The organism is Planosporangium mesophilum, from assembly GCF_016863255.1.
Classification (GTDB): domain Bacteria; phylum Actinomycetota; class Actinomycetes; order Mycobacteriales; family Micromonosporaceae; genus Planosporangium; species Planosporangium mesophilum.
The window spans coordinates 167,824-186,571 of sequence record NZ_BOON01000027.1 but is presented as its reverse complement, the minus strand read 5'-3'; the positions used below and the strand labels follow the sequence as shown (position 1 = coordinate 186,571).

Below are 18,748 nucleotides of genomic sequence, written 5' to 3'. Positions count from 1 at the left end.
AACGTCCGAGCAAGCTCGGCGGCCTGCTCGGGGCTCGGATAGAAGCGGTACTTGAATGCCCGCTTCACCGTCCCGGACATGGCTCACACAGTAGCCGCCTAGTTAGTGAGCCTTGCGGTGACGCGCGGGTAGACGCCCATCCGCCTTGGCGGCGGATCGGCTTTGCCTGCCCTGCTCCGCAGGCATTCCGTTTCCTCCCCGGCCTGAAGGCCCGAGTATCCACGGAAGGAATCAGATGACCGCACCCGACCGGTACGCCAACGTCCGCTACCTCGTTGATGACGTCCAGACGGCCGTCGACTTCTACACCACCCATCTCGGCTTCACCCTCAACACCAGCGCCGCCCCCGCCTTCGCCGACGTGGTACGCGGCCCGCTCCGGCTGCTGCTTTCCGGGCCGGCCAGCTCGGGCGCCCGCGCCACCCCCGACGACGCCACCACTCCCGGAGGCAATCGCATCCATCTGGTCGTCGACGACCTGGATGCCGAAATCCACCGACTGACCAGCGCGGGAGTGTCGTTCCGCAGTGACGTGGTTGCCGGCCCCGGTGGGCGCCAGATCCTTCTCACCGACCCCGCTGGCAACCTCATCGAGCTGTTCCAATCCGCCCAGTGACCGGGCGTACCCACGCCGGCCACAGCCTGACCGGTACCCACCGGGAGCGATCCCTACGGTCCAGATCCGTGGATACACGATCGCCAGCCCGCCGCAGTACACCCCGATGACCGGGTACGGGAAGCGCTGAGGCTGTCTCCCTTCAGCCCCGCAGCTCGGGCAGAAGCCGGGTGGCGACGTCGACCAGGACCGCCTCGTCGCCCGCGTACCAGCTGCTGGCCCGGGGCCAGTGGGTGACCACGTCGGTGAAGCCGAGCCGGGCGGCCCACGCGACCTGCTCGGCGAAGAACTCGGCACCGGTCAGCGAGAAGACCGGGGCGGAGTCGAGCGACAGGTAGCGGTCGAGGGTGGCCGGATCGCGCCCCGCAGCGTCGAGCGTCGCGTCCATCCGCGCGGAGAGCTCCGCGACCGAGGACCACCAGCTCTCCAGGTCGTCGTCGGCGGTCCCGGTGGTCACCCAGCCTTGGCCGAAGCGGGCCACCAGGCGCATCGAGCGCGGGCCGTTCGCGGCCACCACGAACGGCACCCGGGGCTGCTGGATACTACCCGGGTTGTTCCGGGCATCCACCGCGGCGAACCACTCCCCGTGCCAGGTCGTCCCATCCTTACCCAGAATCAGGTCGAGCAGTTCGGTGAACTCCGTGAACCGGTCCACCCGCTGTCGGGGCGGCAGCGTCTCGCCGCCGAGCACAGCGGCGTCGAAGCCGATGCCACCGGCGCCGATGCCGAGCAGCAGCCGGCCGGCGGAGATGTCGTCCAGTGCCGTCACCTGACGGGCGAAGGCCGCCGGGTGACGGAAGTTGGGCGAGGCCACGAGGGTACCGAGCCGGATCCGCGAGGTGACCATCGCGGCGGCGGTAAGCGTGGTCATCGAGTCGAACCAGGGACCGTCGACCAGATCGCGCCAGCCGAGGTGATCGTACGTCCAGGCGTGGTCGAAACCCCACTCGTCGGCCTGCCGCCAACGACGCTGCGAATCCGACCAGCGCTGATCGGGCAGGATGACGATGCCAATGCGCATGATCGCCAGCCTACGGGCCGGTCCGTCGTTGATCGCTCACCAGCCCGCCGAACCCGTCCAGGCGCCGGGACCGGTGCGCACCTGGTCGTGGACGGCGTCGGCGGCCGACGTGAAGCCGCCGACCCTGCGCCTAGCCGTCGAGGCCACTGCCCGGGGGTACGAGGACCTGTGTGACCGCGCCGCAGGTCATGATCGCGTAACCACCGCGCTCCTGGCCGCCCGAAATGCGGGTGACCTGGTGCGACGGGTCGCCTAGCGTTGCGGCCATGGAACCACTTGACGAGAAGGAGATCCGGGCCTCCTTCGTCAACTGCAGCAGAGGCGAGGCGAGCCGGATCCGGCTGCCCGCGGGCTTTGCCGACGGCGGCGTCCCCTGGGCCGACCTGGACTTTCTCGGCTGGACCGACCCGGGCGCCCCGCTGCGGGCGCTGCTGGTCGTGCCCGGCGAGAACGGCCCGACCGGCGTGGTGCTGCGCCGGCCCGAGACGGGCAAGGTCGGTGCGACGCGGTCGAGCATGTGCCGGGTCTGCCTGACCGAACACGGGGCGTCGGGAGTGGCACTGTTCGTCGCGCCGCTGGCCGGGGCCTCCGGGCGGCAGGGCAACAGCATCGGCGAGTACCTCTGCGCCGACCTGGCCTGCTCGCTCTACCTGCGCGGCAAGCGCCAACCGAGGATGCGCCTGATCCGCCGGCAGGAGACGCTCACCCTGGACGAGCGGGTCGACCGGGCGATGACCAACCTGACCGCCTTCACCGGTCGCATCGCCGCCGGCTGATGACTGCCACGATGCGGCCGCGAGGCCCGGTACCGGACAAGGCCGCACAGAATCAAGCCCTGCCACGACAGACACGCGGCTGCCGTTCTCGCGAACGTAGTGGGCGAGCAGACGACGTACACACGCGGCCGGTTGCGTCGGCCGTCGCTGCTCCTGCCGCAGTACCACCAGTGAGAACAGCGAGTTGGTCGCAGTACGGTCTGACGCGTGACGATCGCGCGCTCCATCCTGCTGTTCCTGCTCGCCGCCCTTGCCGAGATCGGCGGCGCATGGCTGGTGTGGCAGGGCTGGCGCGAGCACCGGGGCGCGCTGTGGATCGCCGGCGGGATCATCGCCCTCGGCCTGTACGGCTTCGTGGCGACCTTCCAGCCCGACCCGCACTTCGGCCGAATCCTGGCCGCCTACGGCGGCGTGTTCGTCGCCGGTTCCCTCGCCTGGGGCATGGTCGTCGACAAGTTTCGCCCTGACCGTTACGACATCATCGGCGCGGCCCTCTGTCTCATCGGCGTCGCCGTGATCATGTACCCACCACGCGGCGCCTGACGCTGATCCCGCCTCGGACGGCGTCGATGGATTGTCGGTACCGGCGGTATTAGGTACTCTCGGTATCATGAAAGCCGAGGCGGTGAGACGCTCGTCGCAGGACAAGATCGCGAAGCCGCGTGATCGCCGCGCCTCGAAGGCGGAGCGGGACCGGCGCGACTCCCGGTGGGATGAGCACCGACGTGCCCGGCGCCAGCAGCTGGTCGACGCGACCCTGGCCGCGGTAGCCAAGCACGGCGCCGGCGTGGGCATGGACGAGATCGCCGCCGAGGCGGGCACGAGCAAGACCGTCGTCTACCGGCACTTCGCCGACCGTGCCGAGCTCTACATCGCGGTCTGCAACCGGGTGGCGGCGCAGCTGCTGCCCAAGCTGCGGGCGGCGATCGAGAGCAGCGACCGGCCCCGGGACATGGTCGCTGCGGCGATCGAGGCCTACCTGGCGTTCCTCGAGGCCGACCCCGAGCTGTACCGGTTCGTCGTCCACCCGCAGACCCTCGACCGGCCTGCCGGCAGCGACCCGCTGAGCAGCCTGTCCGACCTCGTAGGCGAGCAGGCGGCCGCCGTCGTCGCGGTCGCGCTGCGGCAGGCGGGCCGGGACACCGCGGCCGCCGCGCCCTGGGGGCACGGCGTCGTCGGGCTGGTCCGCTCGGCCGCCGACTGGTGGCTCCGCGCCGAACGCCCCATGCTCCGCAGCGAACTCGCATCCCACCTGACCGATCTGGCCTGGGCCGGACTCTCCGGCGTCGCACCTCAGGAGGAGAAGTGACCAGTACCGTGCCCTCAAGCGTGGATCCGGCCGAGATCCGCGACGTCCTCGACGGCCGCTGGGCGCACGTGCGCCGCGACGCCCGGGACAACCTGCACGACGAGGAGTTCCTCCCGGTCTACGGCGAGAGCGTGCTCCAGGCCCGCGAGCGAGTCACCCGCATGGCCAAGAAGCTGGCCGACTCCGGCCGGGTCGGCCTGGGCTTTCCCAAGGAGTACGGCGGCCAGGCCGACTCCGGCGGCTCGGTCACCTCGATCGAGATGCTCGCCTTCGGCGACCTGTCGCTGATGGTCAAGGCCGGTGTCCAGTGGGGTCTGTTCGGTGGCGCCGTTCAGCTGCTCGGCACCAAGCGGCACCACGACGCGTACCTGCGCGACATCATCAGCTTCGACCTGCCCGGCTGCTTCGCGATGACCGAGACCGGGCACGGCTCCGACGTCCAGCAGCTGCGGACGACGTGCACCTACGATCCCGAGACGCAGACGTTCGACCTGCACACCCCGCACGAGGCCGCGCGCAAGGACTACATCGGCAACGCGGCCAAGGACGGGCGGATGGCCGTCGTCTTCGCACAGCTGATCACCCAGGGGACCAACCACGGGGTGCACGCCTGGCTGGTGCGGATCCGCGACGAGCAGGGCAACCCGATGCCCGGCGTGACCCTCGGCGACGCCGGCCCCAAGGCCGGCCTCAACGGCGTCGACAACGGCCGGCTAACCTTCGACCACGTCAAGGTCCCCCGCGACATGCTGCTCGACCGGTACGGGCAGGTGGCCGAGGACGGCACCTACACGTCGAGCATCGGCAACGAGACCCGGCGCTTCTTCACCCAGCTCGGCACGCTGGTGCGCGGGCGGGTGAGCGTGGGCGGCTCGGCCGGCTCGGCCACGAAGCTGGCGCTGGACATCGCGGTCCGCTACGGCGACATCCGCCGCCAGTTCGCTGCTCCCGGCGAGGGGCGCGAGATCGTCATCAACGACTACCTCGCGCACCAGCGCAAGCTGCTACCGGCGCTGGCCACCACCTACGCGCTGCACTTCGCGCAGGGCGAGCTGGTGAGCCAGATGCACGACGTCCAGACGGCGGTGCACGAGCACGGCGAGGAGATCGACGAGGCCGCCCAGCGCGAGCTCGAGTCCCGCGCCGCCGGGCTCAAGGTCGCGCAGACCTGGCACGCCACCCGCACCATCCAGCTCTGCCGCGAGGCCTGCGGCGGCGCCGGCTACCTGCAGGAGAACCGGCTGCCGCACCTGAAGGCCGACACCGACGTCTTCACCACCTTCGAGGGCGACAACACGGTGCTGCTGCAGCTGGTCGCGAAGGGCCTGCTCACCGGCTACCGCGACACGTTCGGCTCGCTCGACGGCTGGGGCAGGATCGGCTTCATCGCCGACCTGGTCCGCGAGACGGTGCTGGAACGGACGGCGGCCCGCGGGCTGATCCAGCGGCTCGTCGACGCCGTCCCCGGACGCGACGACGACGTACCGATGCTCGACCGCGGCTGGCAGCTGAAGATCTTCGAGGACCGCGAGAAACACGTGCTCGAGGGCGCGATCCGGCGGCTGCGCAAGAACGCCGCGACCGACGGCATGAAGCCGTTCGACATGTTCAACGACGTCCAGGACCACGTGCTGCGCACCGCGCAGGCGCACGTCGACCGGGTGGTGCTCGAGGCGTTCGTCGCCGGCATCGAGCGGACGACGGACGCGGGCGCGAAGGCGCTGCTCGAGAAGGTCTGCGACCTCTACGCGCTGTCGACCATCGAACAGGACAAGGCGTGGTTCCTCGAGCACGACCGGCTGACCCCCACCCGCGCCAAGATGCTCACCGCCACGGTGAACCAACTACTCCACGAGCTGCGGCCGCACATGATCACGCTGGTCGACGCGTTCGCCATCCCTCAAGCGTGGAAAGCCACCGCGATCCTGCGCGAGGAGCACGACCGGCAGGAGGCCATGGCCGCCCGCGACGCCGCGGTGCGGGCCGAGGCCGAGGGCGCGCAGACCCCGTCGGCGAGCGCCACCGACCTGGAGGTCGCCCCCGCCCAGTGAGGGGTGGCCTCCGAGTGAGCCATCCGTCACGGCGAGGTTCACCCGCGTCCCCGTGACGTCGGCGGTGTCCCGCGGTGACCGGGCCCGAGAATGGCCGAGCCGATGTTCACCGATGCCGGCCGGTGAGGCGCCCGCGGGTGCCCGCCCGGCCGGCGCTGGCCGGGAACGAAGCGCTACTACGGCACCAGCGGCAACAGCTTCGTGGCGGTGGTGGAGTTCGGCCCGAGGCTGCGCGCCTGGGCGGTAACGGCCGGGGGCACGAGCGGGCATCCCGACTCGCCGCACTTCAACGACCAGGCCGAACGCTACGCGACCGGCAACCTCCGGCCCGTCTACTTCTACCCCGATGACCTCAAGGGCCATATCGAGCGGAGTTACATGCCGGGCAAGTGATCAGTCGCCAACGAGGAGCTCACCGGCGAGGCGCTCCTCCGGCTTCCTGGTCGACGCGGTGCTCCCCCTCCCGAGGAGGTACCGTCGGCGACGCCCGTCGTGGCCGGGCCCGACGGTCACCGGTGCGCCCGAACCATTGTCGGATCGAGCGAAATCATGGTGAACCAATGAGCGAGTGTCAGAGGGCTCCGCGCGAAGCGCCGGTTGGGGCGCGGTGGGTGGGGAATCATGTCGCAGCGCCTATGGGCCCCATGACGTCGCCGAGCGGCTCGGGTCGGCGATGAGACCGTGAAGACGCACGCGAGCCGAGTGCGGGGCAAGTTCGGCCTGCGGGACCGGGCGCAGGCGGTCGTCGTCGCCTGTGAGACCGGGCTGATCGTCCCGCGCGGCAACCGGAGCGGACCGTGAACGACGACGCGCTCGCCGCCTCACTGGCGGCGCACCTGGACCGGCTCACGTTCGTGGACCGGTCGACGGACGCGGTCACCGCCCTGCTCGTCGACGCGGTCGCCGCGTGGGGTGAGGCCCAGGGCTTTCGGGTGTACCGGCGCGCCACGAGTGTCGTCCCGCTGCCCGCCCCGTACCAGAACCAGCACTCGGTCGTGGACGTCGCCTGTGCTCGTCCAGTCGGTCGTCCCGTCGTGATCGAGGTGGACCGCACCGACCGCCGCCGTACCGTGGAGAAGCTGCTCGCCGAGGCCGACGCCGGCAGGGTCGCGCTCTGGGTGCGGTGGGGGCGGGGGCCGTTCGTCGCACCGCCCCCGCCCATCCGCCTCGTCACCTGCGAGGTTGCCGTGCGCAACCACCGGCACTCGCGACTGCCGGCCCGCCCCGCGCCGCAGCACTCCTCACCGGCCGGCGCGGCGGCCGAGCCGGTCGAACTGCCACTGACCCCAGACTGAGCTTCATGCCCTCGCGGCTTGCGACGAACCCGAGCCGCTCGTAGAACCCGGTACCGGGATCGACGAACTGGACGCCCAGGGGTCAGGTCCGGCGCCGGCCCGGGACACGGCCAGTGAGCCGGCCACCACCCACATTCGGCCTTCTCGCCGTCGACTCGGGTACGGACCGATCCCGAGCTGTAGTACCTGCCTCCCAGCCATCAGCTCTTCGTGATCGTGCTGTACTCCCCCGGGTCGATCAGGTGCTTCGCGGTCCAGCCGTCCAGGTCGTACTCCCCGAGGCACTGCTCCACGAAGCCCATCAGCTCGTCGGTCGTCCCGGCCGCCTGCGCGCCCATGAGCAGGTGGATTCGGGTGTCCTCCTGGTTGCCGGCGTAGTTGCGCTCGTACAACTCGTGCCGCCCGCCGAACTCCGAACCCATGGCGTCCCAGAGCAGCTTCATCAGCTTGACCCGGTCGAGCGCCTCCACTCCGTTCGACCCGCGCAGGTACTTGTCGAGCAGCGGCCGCACCTCGGAGCTCTTCCAGTCCTGGGCGTGCGAGTTGACGTAGATGAGCCCGCTGGCGACGTGGTTCTCGATGATGCCCTTGATGCGCGGGTACGCCACCGGGGCGAGCACCCGGTAGGCGGCGCCCTGGTCGTTGTTGGGCAGCACGGCGTCGCCCACCCAGGGCGTGGGGTTGCGGGCCATCGCCTCGGTGAGCCCCCAGAACATGTTGCGCCAGGCCAGGATCTCGCCGACGTGCGCCTGGACCCCGCGGTACTGGTTGGTGCCGGCGATCTCCACCGCCTTGAGCACGCAGCCGGCGATGAAGTCGAGCTTGACGCAGAGCCGGGTCAGGCCGTGGAACGTCAGCCGCGGCAGCCATCCGGACCGGGGCGTGAAGCCGTTGACCTTGTCCGGGTCGCCGTAGGCGAACACGTTCTCCCACGGGATCTGCACCCGGTCGAGCACCATGATGCCGTCGTTCTCGTCGAACCGGCTGGAGAGCGGGTAGTCGAACGGGCTGCCGGAGACGGTGGCCTGGTACTCGTACGACGCCCGCGAGATGAGCTTCACGCCGGGCGCGTTCATCGGCAGCATGAAGATCACGGCGTACTCGCGCTTGTTGAGCGGCATGCCGTAGTGGCCGATGAAGTTGTAGTGGGTCAGCGCCGAGCCGGTGGCGACGCACTTGGCGCCGGAGACCACGAGGCCGTTGTCGTTCTCCTCCACGACCCGCACGAAGACGTCACCAACCTCGTCCGCCGGGCGGTGCCGGTCGACCGGCGGGTTCGCGAGGGCGTGGTTGAGGAAGTACACCCGCTCCTGGGTCTCGCGGTACCAGCGGCGCGCGTTGTCCTGGTACGGGTCGAAGAACTCGGTGTTGCCGCCGAGGCAGCCGAGGAACGACGCCTTGTAGTCGGGCGAGCGGCCCAGCCAGCCGTACGACAGGCGCTGCCAGCCGGCGATCGCGTCGCGCGCCTCGAGGAGGTCCTGCGCGGAGCGCGGCACCTTGAAGAACTTGTGGGTGAACCCGCCGTTGCCGGTGTCGGTGGGTCCCGTGATCGTCCCCTGTGGATCGTCGTGCAGCGCGTCGTAGAGCCGGGCGATCGAGCGGGCGCTGTTGCGGAACGCCGGGTGGGTGGTCACGTCGTCGACGCGCTCGCCGTAGATGTAGACCTCGCGGCCGTCGCGCAGGCTCTCCAGGTACTCGTCTCCGGTGAAGGGGATCACAGCGGTCATCTCGTCACTCCTTGGTGGGGTCCACGTACTCGGCATTGCGGTCAACGGCCTGGTACAGCTGCAGGCCGATCGGGTCGCGCATCTCCTCGGCGATGTGGGCCAGCACCCCGGCCGCCCTCGCCACCAGCGCGAACCCGCGCGCGATGAGCGGCGGGAAGCCGAGGTCTGCCAGGGCGGCGCCGCACACGCCGGCGCCGTTGATCGGCAGCGTGCGACCGAGGATCTCGGGGTGTACCCGGCCGACGGCGGCGAGCAGGGCCAGGTGCGGGCCGAGCACCTTCTCCTCCTCGGCGATCCGGTAGATGACCGGGGTGCGGGGGTCGCCGTCCTTGTGGACGGGGTGGCCGAGCCCGGGGATCGGGCGCCGGTCACCCGTGCGGGCCGCCAGCAGCTCCCGGGCGAGCGCGTCGTAGTCGGCGTCGGCCCTCGGCCCGTCAGCGCCCGCCCCGGCGAGGCCCTCGGCGAGGAAGCGCGCGGCGTCCTCGGTGACGCCGAGGAACCGCGACCCTCCGCCCAGCAGCCCGGCGGACATCGCGCCCTGGATCGACTCCGGCGCGCTGGCCAGCGTCATCCTGGCCGCGATCACCGTCGGGGTGAAGCCGTGGTCGGCCAGCGCGACCAGGACCGCGTTGAACAGGCGGCTCTCCCCCGGCGTGGGCCGGCGCATCGCGACCATCCAGAACGCGAGGTCCCCGAACGGCACCTCCCCCATCAGCTCGCCGGACAGGTCGCGGCCCATCAGCCGGATGCTGTGCAGGTCGGAGGTGCCGAGGCTGGTGCGGTATGTCGTACTCATCGGGAGTCTCCTTCGTGGCCGGTGTCCATTCCGAGCGGTACGCGCCGCCCGATGCCCAGGAACGCCGCGGCCAGCAGGCAGCTGCCCAGGGCGTAGCCGGCAATCGGCGTGCTGCGGGCCACCGGAGCGGCGAGCGCCGGGTTCGCCGCGCTCATGATCGGACCGTCGACGTACGCGGCGCGGCCAGGTCGTACTCGACCCCCTCGTCGGCGCCCGGCAGCCGGTGCTTGGCGATGCGCCCGGTCGGCGTGGTGGGGATGGTGTCGACGAACTGCCAGAACCGGGGCACCTTGAACGCGGCGAGCCGCCCGGCGACCCACTCGGCGAGCTGCGAGGGCGGCACCGGGACGTCGCCGGCGAGCAGGACGTACGCCTTGACCTCCTCCTCGGCCATCCCCGCCGGTACGCCGACGACCGCGCACTCGACGACCTGCGGATGCGCCCGCAGGGCCTGCTCCACCTCGGCCGGGGACAGGTTCTCGCCGCGCCGCCGGATCACCTCCTTCTTGCGGGCGACGAAGGTGAAGGTGCCGTCGGCGTTGCGGGTGACCAGGTCGCCGGTGTGCAGCCAGCCGCCGGCGAGCGCGGCGGCCGTCTCGTCGGGCATGCCGTAGTACCCGCGGGTGAGGGTGGGGTTGCGCAGCAGCAGCTCGCCGGTCGCCCCGTCGGCGGCGTCGCGCCCGGCCTCGTCGACCACCCGCGCCTCGTTGACCTCGCCCAGCGTCGGGTGCTGGCGGGGCCAGCCGAGCGTGCCGAACGGTCGGGTCCCCGGCCGCCACGACATCCCGTACAGGCTCTCGGACATGCCGTACCCGCAGGACAGCCGGATGCCGAAGCGGCGCTCGATCTCCAGGTGGCGTTCGCGGGGCGGGGACGGCGCCACGTAGCAGCTGCGCAGCGGCGTTTCGGCGTCGTCGGGCCGGGGCGGCTGCTCCATCAGGAACTCCAGCATCGCCCCGATCGCGTTGAACGACGTCGCCCCGTGGCGCCGGGCCGTGTCCAGGAACCCGGAGGCGGAGAAGCGTGGCAGCAGGACCAGGCCCGCTCCGCAGCTCAACGAGCCCATCGTGGAGTACGCGAGGGCGTTGGTGTGAAACAGCGGCAGCGAGGTCATGAGCCGGTCGTCGGCGGTGAGCTCCATCCAGTACGGGAAGCCCTCCCCGGCCATGACGTGGGCGCGGTGGGTCTGCATCACCAGCTTGGAGCGGCCGGTGGTGCCCGAGGTCGGGATCATCACGGCGACGTCGGTCTCCTCGACGCAGGAGGCGTCGAGCACCGCCAGGTCCGCCGCCGGCGGGGCGGCGGCGAGCTGACCGGCGTCGAGGAGCGGCACCGACACGTGCGCCTCGCGCAGCGCGTCCGCGACCACATCGCACAGGCCGCGGTCGGTGACGACGGCGCGGAGGCCGCCGGCGACCTGGGTGAGCAGCCCGCACAGCTCGGCCTGCGAGCCGCGAGGGTTGGTCGGCACGGCCACGGCGCCCAGCGCCGTGACCGCGAGGTGGACCAGCAGGTACTCCGGCTCGTTTCGGGCGGTGAGGACGACGAGGTCGCCCCGGCCGACGCCCGCGCCGCGCAGCCGGTGCGCGATCGCGGCGACCCGGCCGGCGGCCGCCTCGAAGGACAGTTCCAGGTCGTCGGTCCGCAGCCAGGTGCGGGGACCGTGGACACGGGCCGCGGCGGCCAGCAGCGTGGGAATCGTCCGGGTCACGGCGTCACTCGGTTCGCGTGATCGCGGCGAGGTGCTCGGCGATCGCCGCGTTGGCGATCTCCGGCTTCTCGACGTTGAGCAGGTGGGAGGCGTCCTCGACGACCTGGAACCGGGCGCCCGGGATCCCGTCGGCGATCTGCCGCACCATGTCGACCGGGGTCGCCGGATCCTCGGAGCCGGCGAGGACGAGGGTCGGTGCGGTGATCCCGGCCAGCCGGTCGCGTACGTCGAAGACGCCGATCGCCTCGCAGCAGCCGGCGTACCCCTCGGGCGGCGTGGTGCGCAGCATCCCCAGCAGCCACTCGGCGCGCTCCGGTTCACGAGCAGCGAAGCCGGGGGTGAACCAGGCGCCGGTACGCGACGGCACCAGGAACTCGGTGCCCTCGGCGCGTACCTTCGCGGCTCGTACCGGCCACGACTCAGGGTCGGCGAAGCGCGCCGCCGACGCGCAGATAACCAGCGCGTCGAGCCGGTCGGCGTGGTGCACGCCGAGCCACTGCCCGATGGCGCCGCCGATCGACACGCCGCAGTAGCTGAACCGCTGCACGCCGAGCGAGTCAAGCAGCGCGATGACGTCCCCGGCCAGCTCACCGATCGTGTACGGGCCCGCCGGCACCTCGGAGCCGCCGTGCCCGCGCAGGTCGTGGCGGATGACGCGGTACCGCCCGGCGAGCGCGGCGGCCTGCGGCTCGAACAGCCCGAGGTCGGTACCGAGCGACGGGCCGAACACCACGACCGGGGCGTCGTCCGGCCCGTCCACCCGGTAGTTGAGCCGGGCGGTGCGGTTACCTGTGTCCACTGTGGCCTCCTAGTCGGTGTCGATGCGGTAGTGCGCGAGCTTGGCTTCGTCGATCTCGATACCGATGCCGGGCTTGCCGGGCACCCGTAGCTGCCCGTCGGTGACGACCAGCGGCTCGGTCAGCAGGTCGTCGGTGAGCTGCATGAAGTAGTCCAGCTCGCCGGCGCGCAGGCTGGTGCTGCGGAACGCGGCGCCGAACGCCAGCGTCGCGAGGGTGCCGACCATGCCGTCCATCTGGCTGCCCATCGCCATGCCCACGCCGAGCCCCTCGCAGAGGCCGACGATGCGCTCGGACTCGGTGAAGCCGGTACGGGCGACCTTGATGCTGATCAGCTGGGAGTGGTTGTCGAGGATCTCGCGGGCCACCTCACCGAGGCGGGTGACGCTCTCGTCGCCCAGGATCGGGATCTCGCTGGCTGCTGCGACCCGGCGGCGCGCGAGGGGCTCGAACGCCGGGGTCGGCTCCTCCAGCATGGTGACGCCGACCTCGCGCATCACCGGCAGGACCCGGATCGCGTCGTCGGCGCTCCACCCCTTGTTGGCGTCGACGTACAGCTCGACGTCGGCGCCGAGCGCGGCCCGCAGCCCCCGTACCGCCCGGATGTCGGTTCCGACGTCCTTGCCGACCTTCACCTTGAACGTGTTGAAGCCGCAGCGCTCCCGCAGTTCGAGCGCCTCCTCGACCATGCCCTCGGGCGAGCGGGCGAACAGGATGTGCGCCACCGCCATCGACTCGGTGTAGCCGCCCAGCAGCAGGTGGCAGGGCTGGCCGAGGGCCTGGCCGATGACGTCCCAGACGGCCATGTCGACCGCGCCTCGGGCGGTGTGGTTGTGCACCAGCCAGCTCATCCGGTCCCGGTACACCTCGCGCCGGAGCGGGTCGAGGCCGACCATCGCCGGGGCGAACCAGGCGTTGATCGCCTTGACGATCGACTCCTGCGACTCCCCGTACGTGAACGGGCGGGCCGGCGCCTCGGCCTGCCCGACGACGCCGTCGTCGGTGTGCACCCGGATGAGGACGTGCTCGGCGCTGTCGATGCCCGCGTGCGCGAACACGGTCGGGGTGGTGAGCGGGATGTTGAACGGAATCGCTTCGATCGCGGTGATCTTCACTGCGTGCCTTTCGGTTGATCCGTGGCGGCGACGCCGGGCGCCGCCGCCACGGGGAACGGATCAGGCCCGCGGGAGGCGGAACTCGTACGAGGTGCTGAAGTACGGGCGGTCCAGGCCCCGCGCCGCGAGGTCGGCCGCGTCGTCGTGCTTGGTGAGCTGGAGGGTCAGCTCCGGCTTGACCGCGCTGGCGATGTCGGAGTCGATGTACGGGTCCTCGTCGAAGTAGAGCTGGCTGGTCAGGGACGCGTACCCCGGCGCCGAGGTGATGCAGTGCAGGTGGGCCGGGCGGAAGGCGTGCCAGCCGGCGGCCCGCAGCAGGGCGCCGGTCGGGCCGCCCTTGGGGATCTCGTACGGCACCGGGATGATGGTGCGTACCTCGAACCGGCCGTTCTCATCGGTGGTGAAGCGGCCCCGCAGGTTGAACGGCGGCGGCAGCTGCCGGTCGTCGGGGTACGGGATGCCCGAGTAGGTGCCGTCGTTGTCGCTGTGCCACATCTCGATCTGGGCGTCGGCCAGCGGGGTGCCGTCGGCGCCGCACACGGTGCCCGAGAAGATGAGCACGTCGCCGGGCTCGTCGTCGCGCATCGGCATCACGTACGGCCGCTCCAGCAGCGGCGAGTCCGGGATGTAGTACGGGCCCTCGATGGCCCCGGCGCTGCCCTCGCGCCCCTCGGAGTCGACCCGCTCCACGGTCGACTCGAAGAACACGTCGCCGAAGAGCGGCCACTCGCCGGCCTCGCCGAGCGCGATGGCGTACTGCTTGGCCGCGGCGTACTCGTCGTAGGTGACCTTGTGTTCGACGATCACCTCGCGGATGCGGTCCATCACCGCGGTGACGACGGTCGCGACCCGTTCCTGCTGGTTGTCGGTCATCGGTTTCCTCCTGTTCGGACTCTCGGGGTGGCGGTCAGGCCAGGGCTGACGGGTGCCGGCTCAGCGGCGTGACGGTGACGTCGAGGAAGGGGAACATCGGCAGCGAGGAGAGCAGCTCGTGCAGTTCGTCGACGCTGTCGACGTCGAAGACGCTGACGTTGGCGTACCGGCCGGCGACCCGCCACAGGTGCGGCCACTTGCCGGAGCGCTGGATCTCCTGGGCCCGCTGCTTCTCGGCCTCCTTGAGCTTCGCCAGCTCGTCGGGGTCGATGCCGTGCGGGATGGTGACGTCCATCTGGGCGAGGAAGAGCACTGTTGTCGTCCCTTCGCGCGTTATCGCTGGGTCAGGCGGCGCCGCACGACGTTGACGTCGTCGGAGTTGATCAGGTCGGGCACGGTCCAGCCGTCGAGGTCGTACTCGGCCAGGCAGCGGTCGACGAACTCGCGGTACCGGTCGGTCTGGCCGCTGGACATCTGGCCCCACAGGGTCTCCAGCCGGACCGCCTCGTGGTTGCCGGAGTAGTTGCGCTCGTACAGCTCGTGGCGGCCGCCGAACTCGGTGCCGATGGCGTCCCAGATCAGCTTCATCAGCTTGATGCGCTCGACGCCGGAGTGGCCGTTGGAGCCGCGCACGTACTTCTCCAGGTACGGCCGCATCTCCGGGGTCTGCCAGTCGATGGCGTTGGAGTTCTGGTAGATCAGTGCGCTGCCGAGGTCCTGCTCGAAGATCTCCTTGGCCCGCGGGTAGGCGATCGTCGACATCATCCGGTAGGTCATGCACGCGTCGGCGTTGGGCAGCATGGTGCCGTCGTTCCACGGCGTGGGGTTGTTGACCATCGAGTCGACGCAGGTCCAGAACAGGTTGCGGTAGTTGAGCAGCTCACCGACGCGGCTCTGCACGCCGCGGAACTCCGCCGTCCCGGTCATGTCCAGGCCCTTGAGCAGCAGGCCGCACAGGAAGTCGAACTTGACCGCGAGCCGGACGCAGCCGTGCATCATGGCCCGGAAGATGAAGCCGGAGCCGACGAAGAAGTTGTTGGCCTTCTCCGGCTCATAGCAGAACACGTTCTCCCACGGCACCAGGACCTCGTCGAAGACGAAGATGGCGTCGTTCTCGTCCAGCCGGCTGGTGAGCGGGTAGTCGAACGGGCTGCCCACGGTCGCGGCCATGAACTCGTACGACGGTCGGCAGAACAGCTTCACGCCCTTGGCGTTCATCGGGACGATGAAGATGGCGCTGAAGTCCTTGCTGCGCACCGGCGCGTAGCTGCCGATGAAGTTGTAGTGGGTGAACGCCGACCCGGTCGCGACCACCTTGGCGCCGCTGACGATGATCCCCTCATCGGTCTCGCGTACCACGTGGACGTTGACATCGCGGACGTCGTCGGCGGCCCGGTTGCGGTCGATCGGCGGGTTGACGATCGCGTGGTTGAAGTACAGGCACTTCTCCTGCGCCTCGCGGTACCAGCGGCGGGCGTTGGCGTCGTACGGGGCGTAGAAGTCGGTGTTGGAGCCCAGTGTGGACAGGAAGCTGGCCTTGTAGTCGGGGCTGCGCCCCAGCCAGCCGTAGGTGAGCCGGGAGAACTCCGCGATGGCGTCGGCGGAGGCGCGCAGATCGGCGGAGCTGTACGGGGCCTTGAAGAACGCGTGGGTGTAGCCGTTGCCGCTGTCGGTGGGCACCACGATCTTCTGGTTGCGCTCGGGGTCGTGCAGCGCGTCGTACATCCGCGCGATCATCCGGGCGCTGTTGCGGAACGCCGGGTGGGTGGTGACATCCTCGACGCGCTCGCCGTAGATCCAGACCTCGCGGCCGTCGCGGATGCTCTCCAGGTACTCCTCGCCGGTCAGCGGCCGCGTCGCCGCGCCCGTACCGGTCTGCGCCGGCGCCGTATCGGTCGACATGGTTCCTCCTAGATGGGTGTGGGCGGCCACCGGCGCCGCCGCGGGGTGCGGCACCGGGAGCGGTGGACGGTGGGTCAGCTATGCCTGGCGCAGCAGCTGGGCAGGTTGAACTGGTGGGCCTCGCCCAGCCAGCCGGGATCGCCGACGAAGGTGGGCTGCAACAGCGCCTCGGCGAACCCGCCGACGGAGCGGAAGCGGCCGCCGTAGAAGATCAGCGGTTCGCTGTCCTCGTTGACGTCGACGGTCTCGACCTCTCCGAGGAACAGCACGTGGTCGCCGCCGTCGTAGCAGCGCCACGGGCGGCAGTCGAAGTACGCCGCGCAGCCGGCCAGCCGGGGCGGCCGCCCGGGTATCGCATCGCCCCAGCCGACGACCAGGTCGCGCTGCGGCCGGCCGGCGAAGTGCAGGGCGAGCTCGTGCTGGCCGGCGGCGAGGATGTTGACCGCGAAAGGCCGGTCCTCGAGCTTGCCGCAGGCCCGGCTGCGGCGGTCCAGCGAGACCAGGACCAGGGACGGCTCCAGCGACACCGCCGTGAACGCGTTGACGGTCAGGCCGTGGACCTCACCGTCGGCCTCGTAGGTCACCACCGTGACCCCGGTGGCGAAGCGACCCAGACAGTTGCGCAACATACGACCGTCGATCGTCATGCGGTCGCCTCCTCGCTCCGATTTGTACGGCCAAACCGTTGCGAGAAAGGTAGGGTGACCGGCGTCACTCGGAAATCCGTGACGCGCAGGTTTCATCCGGATTACGCGCCGACCTCACGCCGTACCCGATCGGGTCGCGCCCCTACCCCCTACATCGTGGAGGGCTCTCCGTGCTCGGAGCACGGAGAGCCCTCCACGATCACGGAAAACGGGACCGTCACATGGCGCGTGTGCGCGACGGGGACACCCCGTACCGGCGGCGGTAGTCGGCCGCGAAGCGACCCAGGTGGTGGAAGCCCCACCGGTACGCGACCTCGGCGACCGACGCGGTGCCGTCCGCGGCGGACAGGTCCTCGTGCACCCGCTGCAGGCGCACATCGCGCAGGTACGTCATCGGCGGCACCCCGACGTACCGGCGGAACGCCTCCTGCAGGCTGCGCACACTGCAACCGACCAGCTCGGCCAGCTCGGGCAGGGTGAACGGCCGCTCCGGATTCGCCTCCATCGCGTCGATCGCGCGCTTGACCGTACGCGGACGCACCGGCGCCGTCCGCCCCCGCAGCAGCTCCTGGTACTCGTGCCCGGTGGCGAGCAGCAGCCCGGTGGTGACCGCCCGGGCCAGCTGGTCGGCCATCAGGGGGTCGTACAGCATGCTGGTGTCGAGGTCCAGGTCGGCGGCGAGGGTCTGGACCAGCCGCAGCCACTCGGCGGCCGCGCCGTCGGTGACGTCGAAGGTGAACGGGAACCTCACCGGCGAGCGGACCGGACGACCGATCATGGATTCGAGCACCGACTCCAGGTACTCGCGCTCGATCTTCACCCCGTACTGGACGCAGTCGGCGCTCCACCGGGTGATGGTGGTACGGCCGGCGGGCAGGTAGACCGCCGCGCGCTTGCAGGTCGAGACGCTGGTCTCGCCGCCGCACACCGCCTCCACCCGGCCCGAGAGCGGGATGCTGACATGGTAGGCGTTGCCCAGCTCCCCGAAGTCGAGGCTGACGTCCGCACCGTACCCGAGCCGGCCGAGCATGATGGGGCCGAGCTGGACGGTCCGCAGCGACATGCTCAGATCCGGCGCCCGCTCCAGCGGGGCGAGGCGGTGCGGGTAGAAGGTCGTCCCGACGGCCGCACGGGCCTCGTCGAGGTGGGATGCCTGATAACGCGTGACATGCCGGGTGCCCGGCTTACTCGCCACGTCGGCCATTCGCCGATCACCTCCAACACGAGGGAACAACGAGACGCCCGTCGGCGCAGTTTGTACGGCCAAACGGTACGGGAGGATGCCGGAACGGTCTAGTGCCCGCTTCGGCGCAGCCTCACCCGGTAGGAGTACCGCTCCGGCACGAAGTAGCTCACGGCCAGCTCGACCGGCTGGCCCGCCGTCGAGTAGTACACCCGGTCGATCCGCAGCAGCGGCTGGTCGGGCTCGCAGCCGAGGTGGGCGGCGACAGCCGGCGGCGCCAGCACCACGGTGATGCTCTGCTCGGCCTCGGCGATCGGGTCCGCCAGCCGGGTGTCGAGCAGGCCGATGACGGTCAGCCGGCTGCTCGACCCGGTCGCGGACAGCTCCGGGACCTCCTCGACCAGCTTGCCGACGGCCGGCGGGAGGTAGACGGTCGTCAGGCAGAACGGCACCCCGTCGTGCAGCCGCCGGAACGCCAGGCTGTGGACGATGTCGGCGCCCAGCCGCAGCCGCCCGGCGGCGTCCACGTGGACCGTCCGGTGCAGCCCCGTCACCAGCTCCATGCTGGTGTCGATGGACAGTCCCATCAGGTCCTCCACGGACCCGAACTGCCGCAGGTACTGGTCGGAGCGCGGGGCCGCGAAGGTGCCCCGGCCGGGAACGCGGTAGACCATGCCCTCGGCCACCAGGTCCTGGAACGCCCGACGCACGGTCTGTCGGCTGACCCGGTGCCGCTCCGCCAGCTCGGCCTCGGTCGGCAGCCGGACGCCCTCCGGGTACTCCCTGCGCAGGAGGGCCGTGCGTAGCTCGCGGGCGAGGGACTGGTACGCGCTCTGCTCGCCGCCCGGCTTACGGATCGCCGCAGCCCCCGCGGTGCGCTCCGGCATGACCCTCCCTCTGGCAAGACACTGCCGGCAATAGTAACGGTG

General features: G+C 70.8%; 21 protein-coding genes and 1 pseudogene. 7 read left to right on the top strand and 15 right to left on the bottom strand.

The features are described 5' to 3' along the window. Positions 1 to 80 (bottom strand): helix-turn-helix domain-containing protein (locus Pme01_RS31785; protein ID WP_203935630.1); only part of this gene is annotated, 80 nt, incomplete at its 3' end. 155 nt (positions 81 to 235) lie between these two features. Between Pme01_RS31785 and Pme01_RS14490 the strand changes: the two genes are divergently transcribed. Next, complete coding sequence (locus Pme01_RS14490; RefSeq protein ID WP_168117731.1) at positions 236 to 616, top strand: VOC family protein; 381 nt, start codon at positions 236 to 238, stop codon at positions 614 to 616. Positions 617 to 758: 142 nt separating this feature from the next. Here Pme01_RS14490 and Pme01_RS14485 read toward each other — a convergent pair whose 3' ends face one another. Together Pme01_RS14485 and Pme01_RS14480 are read right to left on the bottom strand one after the other, a co-directional pair. Then, the gene (locus Pme01_RS14485) at positions 759 to 1,637 is read right to left on the bottom strand and encodes an LLM class flavin-dependent oxidoreductase (RefSeq protein ID WP_168117732.1); all 879 of its coding nucleotides are present in this window, start codon (positions 1,635 to 1,637) and stop codon (positions 759 to 761) included. A gap of 130 nt (positions 1,638 to 1,767) precedes the next feature. Continuing rightward, complete coding sequence (locus tag Pme01_RS14480; RefSeq protein ID WP_168117733.1) at positions 1,768 to 1,905, bottom strand: hypothetical protein; 138 nt, start codon at positions 1,903 to 1,905, stop codon at positions 1,768 to 1,770. Between Pme01_RS14480 and Pme01_RS14475 the strand changes: the two genes are divergently transcribed. The 6 genes and pseudogenes from Pme01_RS14475 (at position 1,904) to Pme01_RS14445 (ending at position 7,068) form a co-directional block, all read left to right on the top strand. Further along, positions 1,904 to 2,413, top strand: a complete 510-nt coding sequence (locus Pme01_RS14475) for an FBP domain-containing protein (RefSeq protein ID WP_168117734.1) — start codon at positions 1,904 to 1,906, stop codon at positions 2,411 to 2,413. The genes Pme01_RS14480 and Pme01_RS14475 overlap by 2 nt on opposite strands. A 207-nt stretch (positions 2,414 to 2,620) precedes the next feature. Continuing rightward, positions 2,621 to 2,956: a YnfA family protein gene (locus Pme01_RS14470; RefSeq protein WP_168117735.1), complete on the top strand. Its 336-nt coding sequence runs from the start codon at positions 2,621 to 2,623 to the stop codon at positions 2,954 to 2,956. Positions 2,957 to 3,038: 82 nt separating this feature from the next. Further along, entirely contained in the window at positions 3,039 to 3,722 is a 684-nt protein-coding gene (locus Pme01_RS14465; protein ID WP_203935622.1) for a TetR family transcriptional regulator, read from the top strand. After that, positions 3,719 to 5,773, top strand: coding sequence for an acyl-CoA dehydrogenase family protein (locus tag Pme01_RS14460; protein ID WP_168117737.1), 2,055 nt, complete (start codon positions 3,719 to 3,721; stop codon positions 5,771 to 5,773). Before Pme01_RS14465 ends, Pme01_RS14460 begins: the two co-directional genes overlap by 4 nt. A gap of 165 nt (positions 5,774 to 5,938) precedes the next feature. After that, a pseudogene (locus Pme01_RS14455) lies at positions 5,939 to 6,166 on the top strand (penicillin acylase family protein); the annotation flags it as partial. 404 nt (positions 6,167 to 6,570) lie between these two features. After that, positions 6,571 to 7,068, top strand: a complete 498-nt coding sequence (locus tag Pme01_RS14445) for a hypothetical protein (protein ID WP_168117738.1) — start codon at positions 6,571 to 6,573, stop codon at positions 7,066 to 7,068. Between the two features lie 200 nt (positions 7,069 to 7,268). Here the strand turns inward: Pme01_RS14445 and Pme01_RS14440 are convergent, their stop codons facing one another. The 12 genes from Pme01_RS14440 to Pme01_RS14385 all read right to left on the bottom strand — a co-directional run bounded on the left by Pme01_RS14440 (position 7,269) and on the right by Pme01_RS14385 (position 18,706). Continuing rightward, entirely contained in the window at positions 7,269 to 8,795 is a 1,527-nt protein-coding gene (locus tag Pme01_RS14440; RefSeq protein ID WP_168117739.1) for a 4-hydroxyphenylacetate 3-hydroxylase N-terminal domain-containing protein, read from the bottom strand. A gap of 4 nt (positions 8,796 to 8,799) precedes the next feature. After that, entirely contained in the window at positions 8,800 to 9,591 is a 792-nt protein-coding gene (locus Pme01_RS14435; RefSeq protein WP_168117740.1) for a citryl-CoA lyase, read from the bottom strand. Then, complete coding sequence (locus tag Pme01_RS14430) at positions 9,588 to 9,746, bottom strand: hypothetical protein (protein ID WP_168117741.1); 159 nt, start codon at positions 9,744 to 9,746, stop codon at positions 9,588 to 9,590. Before Pme01_RS14430 ends, Pme01_RS14435 begins: the two co-directional genes overlap by 4 nt. Continuing rightward, entirely contained in the window at positions 9,743 to 11,302 is a 1,560-nt protein-coding gene (locus Pme01_RS14425) for an AMP-binding protein (RefSeq protein WP_168117742.1), read from the bottom strand. Before Pme01_RS14425 ends, Pme01_RS14430 begins: the two co-directional genes overlap by 4 nt. 4 nt (positions 11,303 to 11,306) lie before the next feature. Then, positions 11,307 to 12,101, bottom strand: coding sequence for a 3-oxoadipate enol-lactonase (gene pcaD, locus Pme01_RS14420; protein ID WP_168117743.1), 795 nt, complete (start codon positions 12,099 to 12,101; stop codon positions 11,307 to 11,309). 9 nt (positions 12,102 to 12,110) lie between these two features. Continuing rightward, a complete protein-coding gene (locus Pme01_RS14415) occupies positions 12,111 to 13,214 on the bottom strand; it encodes a mandelate racemase/muconate lactonizing enzyme family protein (RefSeq protein WP_168117744.1) in 1,104 nt (367 codons plus the stop codon). A gap of 60 nt (positions 13,215 to 13,274) precedes the next feature. Then, the gene (locus Pme01_RS14410) at positions 13,275 to 14,087 is read right to left on the bottom strand and encodes a dioxygenase family protein (protein ID WP_168117745.1); all 813 of its coding nucleotides are present in this window, start codon (positions 14,085 to 14,087) and stop codon (positions 13,275 to 13,277) included. A 34-nt stretch (positions 14,088 to 14,121) separates the two neighbouring features. After that, a complete protein-coding gene (gene catC / locus Pme01_RS14405; protein WP_168117746.1) occupies positions 14,122 to 14,400 on the bottom strand; it encodes a muconolactone Delta-isomerase in 279 nt (92 codons plus the stop codon). Between the two features lie 20 nt (positions 14,401 to 14,420). Further along, entirely contained in the window at positions 14,421 to 15,989 is a 1,569-nt protein-coding gene (locus Pme01_RS14400) for a 4-hydroxyphenylacetate 3-hydroxylase N-terminal domain-containing protein (RefSeq protein WP_168117747.1), read from the bottom strand. Positions 15,990 to 16,063: 74 nt separating this feature from the next. Further along, on the bottom strand, positions 16,064 to 16,636 hold the full coding sequence (locus Pme01_RS14395; protein WP_168117748.1) for a flavin reductase family protein: 573 nt from the start codon (positions 16,634 to 16,636) through the stop codon (positions 16,064 to 16,066). 217 nt (positions 16,637 to 16,853) lie between these two features. Next, entirely contained in the window at positions 16,854 to 17,840 is a 987-nt protein-coding gene (locus tag Pme01_RS14390; RefSeq protein ID WP_168117749.1) for an AraC family transcriptional regulator, read from the bottom strand. An 89-nt stretch (positions 17,841 to 17,929) separates the two neighbouring features. Further along, positions 17,930 to 18,706 carry a GntR family transcriptional regulator gene (locus tag Pme01_RS14385; RefSeq protein ID WP_168117750.1) on the bottom strand — a complete coding sequence of 259 codons (777 nt, stop codon included), beginning with the start codon at positions 18,704 to 18,706 and terminating at the stop codon, positions 17,930 to 17,932. Positions 18,707 to 18,748 lie beyond the last annotated feature (42 nt).

Coding starts and splice junctions, on each gene's coding strand:
- Pme01_RS14430 (WP_168117741.1), bottom strand. CDS start 9,746: ATGAGCGCGGCGAACCCGGCGCTCGCCGCTCCGGTGGCCCGCAGCACG.
- Pme01_RS14480 (WP_168117733.1), bottom strand. CDS start 1,905: ATGGCCGCAACGCTAGGCGACCCGTCGCACCAGGTCACCCGCATTTCG.
- Pme01_RS14395 (WP_168117748.1), bottom strand. CDS start 16,636: ATGACGATCGACGGTCGTATGTTGCGCAACTGTCTGGGTCGCTTCGCC.
- Pme01_RS14385 (WP_168117750.1), bottom strand. CDS start 18,706: ATGCCGGAGCGCACCGCGGGGGCTGCGGCGATCCGTAAGCCGGGCGGC.
- Pme01_RS14435 (WP_168117740.1), bottom strand. CDS start 9,591: ATGAGTACGACATACCGCACCAGCCTCGGCACCTCCGACCTGCACAGC.
- Pme01_RS14490 (WP_168117731.1), top strand. CDS start 236: ATGACCGCACCCGACCGGTACGCCAACGTCCGCTACCTCGTTGATGAC.
- Pme01_RS14440 (WP_168117739.1), bottom strand. CDS start 8,795: ATGACCGCTGTGATCCCCTTCACCGGAGACGAGTACCTGGAGAGCCTG.
- Pme01_RS14485 (WP_168117732.1), bottom strand. CDS start 1,637: ATGCGCATTGGCATCGTCATCCTGCCCGATCAGCGCTGGTCGGATTCG.
- Pme01_RS14390 (WP_168117749.1), bottom strand. CDS start 17,840: ATGGCCGACGTGGCGAGTAAGCCGGGCACCCGGCATGTCACGCGTTAT.
- Pme01_RS14400 (WP_168117747.1), bottom strand. CDS start 15,989: ATGTCGACCGATACGGCGCCGGCGCAGACCGGTACGGGCGCGGCGACG.
- Pme01_RS14410 (WP_168117745.1), bottom strand. CDS start 14,087: ATGACCGACAACCAGCAGGAACGGGTCGCGACCGTCGTCACCGCGGTG.
- Pme01_RS14475 (WP_168117734.1), top strand. CDS start 1,904: ATGGAACCACTTGACGAGAAGGAGATCCGGGCCTCCTTCGTCAACTGC.